Annotated in this window: 13 protein-coding genes; 9 read left to right on the top strand and 4 right to left on the bottom strand. The window is 61.8% G+C overall.

What is annotated here, in order from left to right; all coding sequences use genetic code 11:
* Positions 1–5 precede the first annotated feature (5 nt).
* Positions 6–551: an Arc family DNA-binding protein gene (locus C5F75_RS37750; RefSeq protein ID WP_104012253.1), complete on the bottom strand. Its 546-nt coding sequence runs from the start codon at positions 549–551 to the stop codon at positions 6–8.
* Between the two features lie 108 nt (positions 552–659).
* Here C5F75_RS37750 and C5F75_RS10635 point away from each other — a divergent pair, with 108 nt between their 5' ends.
* The 5 genes from C5F75_RS10635 (at position 660) to C5F75_RS10615 (ending at position 3,005) form a co-directional block, all read left to right on the top strand.
* Complete coding sequence (locus tag C5F75_RS10635) at positions 660–845, top strand: Arc family DNA-binding protein (RefSeq protein ID WP_181035396.1); 186 nt, start codon at positions 660–662, stop codon at positions 843–845.
* 24 nt (positions 846–869) lie between these two features.
* Complete coding sequence (locus tag C5F75_RS10630; protein WP_146075195.1) at positions 870–1,136, top strand: hypothetical protein; 267 nt, start codon at positions 870–872, stop codon at positions 1,134–1,136.
* The gene (locus C5F75_RS10625; RefSeq protein ID WP_104012171.1) at positions 1,136–1,912 is read left to right on the top strand and encodes a phage antirepressor KilAC domain-containing protein; all 777 of its coding nucleotides are present in this window, start codon (positions 1,136–1,138) and stop codon (positions 1,910–1,912) included. Before C5F75_RS10630 ends, C5F75_RS10625 begins: the two co-directional genes overlap by 1 nt.
* Positions 1,913–1,977: 65 nt before the next feature.
* Positions 1,978–2,526 (top strand): hypothetical protein, encoded by a 549-nt coding sequence (locus tag C5F75_RS10620; protein ID WP_104012170.1) that lies wholly within the window; start codon positions 1,978–1,980, stop codon positions 2,524–2,526.
* Entirely contained in the window at positions 2,523–3,005 is a 483-nt protein-coding gene (locus C5F75_RS10615; RefSeq protein WP_104012169.1) for a DUF2514 family protein, read from the top strand. The genes C5F75_RS10620 and C5F75_RS10615 overlap by 4 nt, the downstream gene beginning before the upstream one ends.
* Here C5F75_RS10615 and C5F75_RS10610 read toward each other — a convergent pair.
* On the bottom strand, positions 2,975–3,301 hold the full coding sequence (locus C5F75_RS10610) for a hypothetical protein (protein WP_104012168.1): 327 nt from the start codon (positions 3,299–3,301) through the stop codon (positions 2,975–2,977). The genes C5F75_RS10615 and C5F75_RS10610 overlap by 31 nt on opposite strands.
* Before the next feature lie 82 nt (positions 3,302–3,383).
* On the opposite strand from C5F75_RS10610, the gene C5F75_RS10605 reads away from it, so the two are divergent.
* Together C5F75_RS10605 and C5F75_RS10600 are read left to right on the top strand one after the other, a co-directional pair.
* Positions 3,384–4,064, top strand: coding sequence for an SOS response-associated peptidase family protein (locus C5F75_RS10605; protein WP_104012167.1), 681 nt, complete (start codon positions 3,384–3,386; stop codon positions 4,062–4,064).
* A gap of 964 nt (positions 4,065–5,028) precedes the next feature.
* Positions 5,029–5,544 (top strand): GNAT family N-acetyltransferase, encoded by a 516-nt coding sequence (locus tag C5F75_RS10600; protein WP_059584351.1) that lies wholly within the window; start codon positions 5,029–5,031, stop codon positions 5,542–5,544.
* A gap of 79 nt (positions 5,545–5,623) precedes the next feature.
* Here C5F75_RS10600 and C5F75_RS10595 read toward each other — a convergent pair whose 3' ends face one another.
* Positions 5,624–6,088, bottom strand: coding sequence for a plasmid fertility inhibition factor family protein (locus C5F75_RS10595; RefSeq protein WP_059584177.1), 465 nt, complete (start codon positions 6,086–6,088; stop codon positions 5,624–5,626).
* Between the two features lie 298 nt (positions 6,089–6,386).
* Between C5F75_RS10595 and C5F75_RS10590 the strand changes: the two genes are divergently transcribed.
* The gene (locus tag C5F75_RS10590; RefSeq protein ID WP_059584175.1) at positions 6,387–6,806 is read left to right on the top strand and encodes a hypothetical protein; all 420 of its coding nucleotides are present in this window, start codon (positions 6,387–6,389) and stop codon (positions 6,804–6,806) included.
* A 685-nt stretch (positions 6,807–7,491) separates the two neighbouring features.
* Here C5F75_RS10590 and C5F75_RS10585 read toward each other — a convergent pair.
* Positions 7,492–8,235 (bottom strand): DUF695 domain-containing protein, encoded by a 744-nt coding sequence (locus C5F75_RS10585; protein ID WP_059584173.1) that lies wholly within the window; start codon positions 8,233–8,235, stop codon positions 7,492–7,494.
* 190 nt (positions 8,236–8,425) lie between these two features.
* Here C5F75_RS10585 and C5F75_RS10580 point away from each other — a divergent pair, with 190 nt between their 5' ends.
* Positions 8,426–8,734 (top strand): hypothetical protein, encoded by a 309-nt coding sequence (locus C5F75_RS10580; protein ID WP_059584348.1) that lies wholly within the window; start codon positions 8,426–8,428, stop codon positions 8,732–8,734.
* The last annotated feature ends 331 nt before the right edge of the window (positions 8,735–9,065 follow it).

Below are 9,065 nucleotides of genomic sequence, written 5' to 3'. Positions count from 1 at the left end.
TCGAATTACTGATTCGAGTCTTCAGGCTTAGTGCGGCGGATGCGTTTCGCGGTGGTCTTGCCTTTGTAGAACTCGGCAAGCTCCGCTGTTTGATCACGCCGCTTGCTGGAGCTCACCAGTTCGGGCGTGACGACCGACGTATGCATTTCAACGACGTCGAACTTTCCCGTTTTCCTGATCGCAGCAAGGTGTTCGCTGATCTCATCCCATGAGATCGGATGACCAGACGCATCCAGTGTCACTTGGATTCGCGCATTCTCGTGAATCTTCGCGTTGAGGGCTTCATTGGTCCGGCGCTCGACGAGAACAAGATTTCGCAGCTTCGCCATTTCGAGGCGAAGCTTCGTGTTTTCGGCGACTGCTTTCGGGAAGATATGCTCGATTGCAACTGGCTCAGCTTCGGAAAACGACTCTTCTAGCCGCGCCACAATCTCTGCGTTCATCGACCGGTTGTTTGTCTTGGCCGCTTCGGCGATGCGATCGCGCATGCCATCGGGTAGACGGACGATGAACCGTTCTTGCTGTTCACTGGGAAATGGTTTTTTCGTCATGGTCCGTTGATGCCGAGTCGGCATATTTTTTTGCCACATGGCTTGACATGATGCCAAGTCGGAACTAGTCTGTCGATCATGCCGACTCGGCATCACTATGGAGCTAGCATGAAGGCGTACCAGATCGCCCCGTTCGGCCTGAGGATGCAGCCGGAACTGCGCCAGTACCTCACGGAGCAGGCCCAGAAAAATTTTCGGAGCTTGAACAACGAAATCATCCAGCGGCTCGAAGCCAGCCGACAAAAAGAAAACGCCCAACCGGCGGCAACCGGTCAGGCGTTGGTGACGCAGTGAACCCCTTGGTAAGGAACAATGGTCATGAGACATGATAGCACTACATCTGGTAATGACAAGGTTCAGCAATCCCGGCCGCTCGAACGGCGCGTGGTCGACCTGTCGAGCATGATGGACAACCACCTTCGTTACATGCACGCGCTTTTCGTCGCAATCAAGGCTACGGCCGGCGAGTCCTCGAAGGTTGCCGTTGACCTCGCGGCGCTCGGTCAGTTCGTGGCAGAGAACACCGAGGATCTGCTCGACGCGGGTTGCGCGGACGTTCTGTCGGTCAGCCGGGAGGTGCACTGATGGGCGCCCTGATCTTCGGCGGCTCGGATGCCGCCCTCCGGATGACCAGCCAGGAAATTGCCGATCTGGTCGAGAAGCGCCACGACAACGTGAAGCGAACCATTGAATCTCTTGCAGATCAAGGGGTTATCGTCCGTCCTCAAATTGAGGATGAACCGGGTAACGATGCGATGGGGCGTCCGCGCATCACGCAGGTCTATGTCTTTACCGGCGAACGCGGCAAGCGCGACAGCATCGTCGTGGTCGCACAGCTTTCGCCGCAGTTCACGGCCCGGCTGGTGGACCGGTGGCAGGAACTGGAAAGCGGCGCAGCCGCATTGCCCAAGACGCTGCCCGAAGCACTTCGCCTCGCGGCCGATTTGGCCGACCAGAAGGCGAAGGCTGAAGAGGCACTCGCAATTGCTGCGCCGAAGGTCGAGACGTACGAGCGGATTTCCGACGCTGAAGGATCGATGTGTATCCGCGATGCTGCCAGTTCGCTCCAGATGCAACCGAGCAAGCTGACGGCGTGGCTGAGCGCGAATGGTTGGATCTACCATCGCGCCGGCAAGTCTGGGTGGCTCGCGTATCACGACAAGCAGCAGGCTGGCTATCTGGTTCACAAGAGCACCCCCTACACCGATCGAGTGACTGGCGACGAGCGCGTCAGCGAGCAGGTGCGCATTACGATGCGCGGGCTCACGCGGCTCGGAGAGCTGGTGCCGCGCGATCAAGGCCGGATGCGACGAGCATCTGGATATACCAATCGCGAGCATCGCGGCTCCGCACATCACTGATTGATTCTGACGTTGTTACGTGGCCCCCGGCATCCCCGGGGGCCTTTTTATTGCCCGGAGGTTTTATGGATGTTGAGGAATCTCACGAAACGCGGCGCACGCTCGCCGAGGACGTCTTCTATCCAGATCACGAGCCGCGCACCGAGTCGCCGACGTTCCGCGCGAGCAAGCGCACGATGAAGGCGGCCGGCGGCTACGTCTGCGCGGTCTGCGGCGACGACGAGGCGGTCGAGTCGCATCACCGGTTCTTCGAGTGGGCGTTCTCCCACGCGATCGACTGGAAGTGGATCCGCGGCGTCGCGCTCAATCAGATCGACACGATGTTCAGCCACAAGCTGCAGCGCGTCGTGCCGATCCCGCGCCAGCACCCCGTCTGGGACGTGATCAGGCTGACGCAAGGTTTCGACTGGGAGGCGTTCGACCCGGCCCGGCCGGAGGCATTCGTCGACTCGACCTACAACCAGTTGCTGCTGTGCGCGCTCCATCACCGGGGCAAGGATCACGGCCGGCATGAGGAAAGCGATCCGGTCTGGAGCGTGCAGGCGTTCCTGCTGCCTGGCTTCCTCTACTCGCCGGACGAGTTGAAGCAGCTGCATGCGAAGGAGCTGAAATGACACTTCTGAAACTGGTGTGGCCGTACGTGCTCGCCGTGCTGCTCGGCTTCGCCGCCGGCGTCTACGGCGAGCACCTGATCAGCGCGCGCGAGATCGCCGGCATGAAGGCCGACGCCGCGATGGCTCAAGCGAAGGCTGTGGATGCCGCGCGCGCCGAGGAACAACGCCGCACCGCGGCTCAATCGGAGATTGCGAAAGATGCGAACCAACAACGAACGGCCGCGCTTGCGGATGCTTTTGCTGCTCGTGCTGCCGCTGGCAGCCTGCAGCAGCGCGTCGACCAGCTCGTCACCGCCGCCCGCCATCCCGCCGCTGCCGCCGGAAGCCCGGCAGCCGGCGACGCCCTCGATCTGCTTGCCGACGTGCTCGGCCGGTCTGACGAAACGTCGGGAGAGCTGGCAGCGATCGCTGACCAACGCGGCATCGCCGGCCGGCAGTGCGAGCGCGACTACGATGCCCTGACGGCGGTGGCACGCTGACGCCTTCGCTCGGCACGTTTCGTCAGCCACTCAACGATCCGGCCATGCCGCGCGACTGCCTCGTGATACCCGTACGTATTGACTGTCCGATACTGCGATCCGGGCTCATAGACGTAGTGGACGAAGTACGGTTGTGCGGGAGGATCACGATCCACCGTCGTGCCGAGAAAGACTGTCCAGACGCGCGTGTTCTCCGCGACCGTCGTGTCCGCGACGTTCTTGTCGAACGCGCAGAACGTCCCTAGATCGACCTCGACCGGCTCCTGCTGATCATTGAGGATGAAATAGTGCTGCATGATGCTGCTCGAAGTACTGTATGGATATACAGTTTATCGCGCGGTAAGATGGGATCGTCAACTCGAAAAATTGGGGACGGCGATGTGCACGAACTACGTCGCGCCGGGCGAGGACCCTGGCCTGAGCGAGCTCAAGATCGACAGCTTCCATGACCTGTACCGCTGGACGCCGTGGAAGCCCGAGATCTACCAGGACTACGACGCGCCGATCGTCGGCTACGTCGACGGGCAGTTCAAGCCGATGGTCGCCGAATTCGGCTTCTGGCCCCGCGCGCTCCAGAAGGCCAATGCCGAGAAGGCGAAGGAGCAGGGCAAGAAGCCGCCGATCATCCGCAGCACGATGAACGTGCGCGACGACAACCTCGGCAAGTCTCCGCTGTACGCGCCGGCGTGGCGTGCCGGGCGCCGTTGCCTGATCCCGGCGAAGTGGATCTACGAGCCGAACTGGGAGACTGGGAAGCACATCCGGTACCGGATCGGGCTGGCCGGCTGGCGGCCGCTATGCGTGGCTGGTATCTGGCGGACGCTGCAGCGCCCGGACGGCACCGAGCAGCACACCATGGCGATGATCACGGTCAACGGCGACGAGCACCCGATCATGAAGCATATGCACCGGCCCGGCGACGAAAAACGGTCGGTCGTGATCCTGCGGCCGGACGACTGGGAGGAATGGCTGACGACGTCGAACGTCGAGGCGGCCCGCGCGATGCTGCAGTTGTACCCGGCGGAGGACATGGCGGCCGAGCCGGCGGCAGCCGAATGAGGCGAATTTCTCTGGAAGATGAGGAATTTTCGCTACGCCAGACAAGGCTCTCGCGACACCGCATATTCCAATGTTCTTCTCCAACCCCATGAAATATAAGAAAAATGTATAAGGATTGTGATTCCTGTCGTCGTGGGTTCGAGTCCCATCAGCCACCCCAACAAATTCAAGCAAAAAGCCCGGTTCGTTGAACCGGGCTTTTTGCTTTTCGGCGTTCGGATAGAGCCTCGGCGTGTCTTGCCCGCGGCGTCTTTAACGAAACGGCATCCCGTATTCAACGAAGCGACCGCGATACCATGTCGGCGCTCGTGCGCTTCGAAAGTGCGGTTGCGTAAATCGAGTCGCCCCGACGATATGGCTTCGATGCCGAATATGAGATCGTGGGCGAGACGGGCAGGTATTGAAATCGGGCGCGTGATCGTGCGTGGTATCGACCGATAGCACAGCTTGACTCGCATCGCCGACGGGGATGACGGAGATGGCGACGAGGCCCCGGGCCCGTTTCGTATCGCGCTTCCGTGTCGTTGCGCTGACAACGTTCGTACCCGTTTGCCCACGACGTTTTTCTTTCCCGCCTAAGGTTCCCGCGCGCCGTGCCGTTATCTTCTCTGGACAGCCCTCGTGCCTCGAATGCTGATCCGTTTTCTTGCCTGCTCGCGCCAAACGCGAGCAGGCTTTTTTCGTTTACGGCTGCGCATAACCGGCTGATTGGCGGAATCGAACAGGGGCTTGGCGCAAACCGACAAAGTGCAACAGTCTTGCATGCGTGTAATGTAGGACCTTCCTCGTGCCCTCATGCTTTGCAGGGCCGTTCGATCCCGATGACCGATGAAGGTGTCGGGATTTTTTTTGCCCGCACGCCGAGGTCCCGACAACGCGCCGCATGAAATGCATCCCGCAAAGCACGGTATATTTTGCGATGACGCATGCCGATCACGAAAACCAGCACAAGGAGTTGCCGCCGATGCCGGGCACCCGGACCACACTGCGCGTCGCGACGGCGCACGACGCGAACCACATTGCTCGCCTGCACACGCTGAGCTGGCAAACCGCCTATAGCCATATCCTTCCGGCCGCCTATCTGACCGACGAGGTGCCGACTGAGCACGCGGTTCGCTGGCGCAAGTATTTCGATCGCGACGAGAGCGAGTGGGGCTTCGTGCTGATCGCCGAGTCGCACGGCGAGCCGGTCGGCTTCGTCAGCGCCGAGCGCCCCGTCGATCCGGCGCTTGGCGTGCTGCTCGACTGCCTGCACGTTCATCCCTCGCATCACGGCGGCGGCACGGGCAAGCGCATCATCGAAGCCGTTCGCGCGTGGGCCAGGTCGATCGGCGTGGGCAAGGTCCATCTGCAGGTGCTGGAGGGCAACGTGCGCGCGATCGGGTTCTACGAACACAACGGCTGGCGATTGGCCGGCGTCGAAACGTGTCGCCTCGGCCAAACGGAAGTCATTGACCGGATTTACGCGATCGAGGCTTGAACGCTTGCGGCTTCGGCGCGGGCGGCGGCACCCGGCCGCCATGGCATCGCGCGAGGGGAAAGCCGAACGGACATTGCTATCATTCGCCGCAATACCGCACAAGCAAATCGGCTTCGGTCTCGTGGATTTCGACGGGCAAGGTCGTCGCACCGGCATAGGCCAGATAGCGCGCGCGATGCTGGCCGTTACGGAACGACGCGACGCCGATTTTCGACAGGCCGGGAATACCGAGTAGCGTTCGCGTTCTCGTCTCGCGAAACGTGATGAACGGCATGTCCGGGATCCTGCTGCGGTTCGGATCGAGGAATTCGCGGATGCCGGCGGCTTTGCCAGGGGCCCAGTACTGAACCGACGGCAGTACGTAGTCGGTGGTGTCGCGGTCGGCGCAGGCCAGCAATTTCTTCAGGTCGACCGTCACGACCCGATGCCGCGAGTCGTCGGACGAGAATACTCGCTTGAGCTGCGTGTAGGTATAGGGGGCGTGTCCGGGAAGCTGGACGATCCAGACATCTACGCCGCTTTGTTTTGCGTGAGCGAGCGTCATTATTTCCTCTGGTGGCGCGCGGTCGTTGTGATCCGAGTTTAGCAGCGCGACGACGGCCGCGGAGCAGGTCGACAACGGAAATAGCAAGGCGGGGCAACTTCCGGTGCCATCGGAAGGGCAAAAGGAATGAGAGCGGTCATATGGCTGCGGTCGATATCGACAGGTTGCGAGAATATCGTGATGCTGCCGGTGAAAATGAAGCGCTGCGCTAAATTCACGCAAGATTCACATTGTGCCGCGAAGCCCGTCGGGTGCCGGGCGTCATAAAAATAGAGAGGGCGGATTGAGCGGAGAAGCCATGTCGTCGAAACTCGAGATCGAATATCTCGATTACTGTTTCACAGCAACGCTCGACATCACGGCGTCGGGCCGTACCGCCGTTGTCGACAGGCAACTCGAATCCGCGGTGCGAAGCAGGACGCTCGCGTGGATCGTGTTCGATCGCTTTCTGGAGCGCAATGATTTCGCCGATGCGGAAGACGCGCGCGCCAATATCATCGACTGGCTGGAGCGACTTGCCGATCCGAAGCCCGTCGCATCGACCGCGATTGCGAAGGCGAGCGCGGTGGCGACCGGCGCGGTGGCGGCAGATTCGTCGACGGCCGAAATCGTTGGCGACGCCGCTATCGAGATCGTCGGCGATGCCGCTGTCGAGATCGTCAGCAATCTCGACTGGATCGATATGGTTACCGACTGGTTTTTCAGCGGCTCGTTGTAGTGACGAACTCGGGTTTTCGTGACGCAGATCATTGCGTGCGTGAAATTCCTCGCGAAAAAATGAAGCGAAAATCACTTCGCGTCAAAAAATAGAATAATCCTGCTTTGACAATACCGGCGACTTACCGGAAACTGCGCTCGGTGCTGAAAAATTGAATTGAATTAAGACGGGATAAACCGCTGGATGGGAAGGCGAACGCTGTCGGCCGGCTCTTCGTCAGCGAAGTCCACAAGCAATGCGTCGCGCTTGAACCATGAAGGTATTCGTCGGCACGCGAGCATGCCGGTTATCGTCACATTGTCACCAAAGGGTGAGTTGCCGCACAGACCGTCGCGTGACCCGCGATCACAATTTGACCGGTTGACCGTTCTTCCCCGGCCCGGTCAACCGTTTCCCCGCTCGCTCGCGCAGGAGCGGGGGCTTTTTGCCCCCCGACGCCGGAAGGCTGCGTCGGCGGAACCGGACAGGCGTCCGGCGGGCTGCGCGACGGCATTCGTTCGCGTCCCCACATCCGTTCGCCTGATCCGTACGAATCGCTTTCCTCGTGCCTGAGCGAACCCTCAGGCCCATCGCCGGTTTTTGCCGGCGATGCCTTGATCCCGGCGGCGGGCAACATCGCTGCCGGGATGTTTTTTGCGTCGGATGGCGTGACGTCACATCGCGCGCCACGGGCATGGCGCTTCGCTCACCCCGCCTGTTCGACGCTGGTTTCCCATCCGTCGTAGTTTCCGCCGAGCGCGCGTACCTCGCGATTGAGCGCGATCGTATGGCGCGTGATGTCGGCGAGCGCCATCGTGCCTTCGTGCGAAAACCGCACGGCCGACTTGCCGTCTTCGGTCGGCGCGACCGATTCGACCGGATAGCCTTTCGCTTCGGCCCAGTCCGCGAACTGGTGCGCGTCGCTCGGGTCGGGGAAGTACGCCCAGTGCATCACGCGCCGGCTCACGTCGGGGACATCGCCTTGCTGCCGCAGCGCATCCAGCGTGCGCATGTCGCGCATGATCTGCCAGTCGTCGTCGGTCGGGTAGAGCGTCTGCCAGTAAGTGGCCTTGTCCGGGTCGTCCTGATGCGCGTACTGAAGTGCATAGGTCGTCTGGTCGGCCAGCGAATCGACGATCTCCGCGGCTGCCTCCTCGTCGAACGGCACGTAGAAAAGAAAATCCCGGTTGCCGTCGACGGTGATGCGGCCGACCTGCACGCCGCCTTTTGCGATGATCGCCGCGTCGAGCAGATCCTCGATCTTCGCGAGATCGGCGAATTCGTCGCCGGTCGGCAGGCCTTCGGGCGACGGGCGCGCGAACGGGACGCGCACGCTCAGCAGCGACGTGCGCGGATCGCCTTCGGCGATTTCCGCAAAGCCATGGTTGAAGCTGATGAAAGCCTGATGGTCGCCCATTCTGGCAGGGAAGGTTCCCCAGGCGTCGCTCATGTGTTTCTCCCGTACACGATTGTCTGTTGACGGTTGCAAAGCGTCCCAATGTATCATCGAAAATCGCGTTGGCCGGGCAAGCGCGCATGATCGCCGGCACGTGCGGGCCATGGTCGCGAGATCCGGTTGTCAGCAGCTTGCCGCTTGCCGCGTGCAGGCGGCAGGCCGCAAAAATTCAAAGGAGATGCCGATGTCTACGTTTGCGGTGAATGGTGTGCGGATCGATCCGCTCAGCGCGCGCGTGACGCACGTGCGCTGGGCGGCCGTGAACCCGGCCGATCGCTCGTGGGCGGAGACGCCGCGCGAAGCCCCGGTGGCGGACGTGGCGCGTGCGCTTGCGTCCGGTAACGATGTCCGCGCGATCTTCTCGGCATCGGATACCACCGCGATCGGGCCCAGGCTGAAACGCGTGCTGTATCGCGATGCGTCGGAAGGCATCGAGCTCGACATCGATGCAACGAGCGAGTCGCGCACGTTGCGCGATCTGCCGCAGATCTGACTGCGGGCCGTTACCCCAAACGAATCGAGCGAGCGCGTCCATGACCCTGTCCAGATTTTCCATCGTCCCGTCGGCATTCGCGCTGTGTCTGGCGCTTGCCGCCTGCCAGACCGCGTCCGGGCCGGCGCCCGTGCAACCGTCGCCGGAGACCGCGTCGACGACCGATCCTGCCTCGTCGTCGGCGGCCGCGCCGGATCGCGGCATGGGCCTCGCGCCTCGGTTGGCGGAGCAGACTCACCGGGCCACCGGTCAATGCACGACCAGCGGTACCGTCAACGTATGCAATTGACCGATGTCGGCGCCGCGGCGCGTGATCCGCGCCATCGGTATC

This window comes from Burkholderia anthinoferrum (assembly GCF_002925705.1).
Classification (GTDB): domain Bacteria; phylum Pseudomonadota; class Gammaproteobacteria; order Burkholderiales; family Burkholderiaceae; genus Burkholderia; species Burkholderia semiarida.
The sequence above is the reverse complement of the archived record's forward strand: the minus strand, read 5'-3'. Positions and strand labels throughout refer to the sequence as shown.

Excerpts from the sequence above, each read along its gene's own strand:
- C5F75_RS37750 (WP_104012253.1), bottom strand. The coding sequence starts at position 551 with ATGACGAAAAAACCATTTCCCAGTGAACAGCAAGAACGGTTCATCGTC.
- C5F75_RS10635 (WP_181035396.1), top strand. The coding sequence starts at position 660 with ATGAAGGCGTACCAGATCGCCCCGTTCGGCCTGAGGATGCAGCCGGAA.
- C5F75_RS10630 (WP_146075195.1), top strand. The coding sequence starts at position 870 with ATGAGACATGATAGCACTACATCTGGTAATGACAAGGTTCAGCAATCC.
- C5F75_RS10625 (WP_104012171.1), top strand. The coding sequence starts at position 1,136 with ATGGGCGCCCTGATCTTCGGCGGCTCGGATGCCGCCCTCCGGATGACC.
- C5F75_RS10620 (WP_104012170.1), top strand. The coding sequence starts at position 1,978 with ATGGATGTTGAGGAATCTCACGAAACGCGGCGCACGCTCGCCGAGGAC.
- C5F75_RS10615 (WP_104012169.1), top strand. The coding sequence starts at position 2,523 with ATGACACTTCTGAAACTGGTGTGGCCGTACGTGCTCGCCGTGCTGCTC.
- C5F75_RS10610 (WP_104012168.1), bottom strand. The coding sequence starts at position 3,301 with ATGCAGCACTATTTCATCCTCAATGATCAGCAGGAGCCGGTCGAGGTC.
- C5F75_RS10605 (WP_104012167.1), top strand. The coding sequence starts at position 3,384 with ATGTGCACGAACTACGTCGCGCCGGGCGAGGACCCTGGCCTGAGCGAG.
- C5F75_RS10600 (WP_059584351.1), top strand. The coding sequence starts at position 5,029 with ATGCCGGGCACCCGGACCACACTGCGCGTCGCGACGGCGCACGACGCG.
- C5F75_RS10595 (WP_059584177.1), bottom strand. The coding sequence starts at position 6,088 with ATGACGCTCGCTCACGCAAAACAAAGCGGCGTAGATGTCTGGATCGTC.
- C5F75_RS10590 (WP_059584175.1), top strand. The coding sequence starts at position 6,387 with ATGTCGTCGAAACTCGAGATCGAATATCTCGATTACTGTTTCACAGCA.
- C5F75_RS10585 (WP_059584173.1), bottom strand. The coding sequence starts at position 8,235 with ATGAGCGACGCCTGGGGAACCTTCCCTGCCAGAATGGGCGACCATCAG.
- C5F75_RS10580 (WP_059584348.1), top strand. The coding sequence starts at position 8,426 with ATGTCTACGTTTGCGGTGAATGGTGTGCGGATCGATCCGCTCAGCGCG.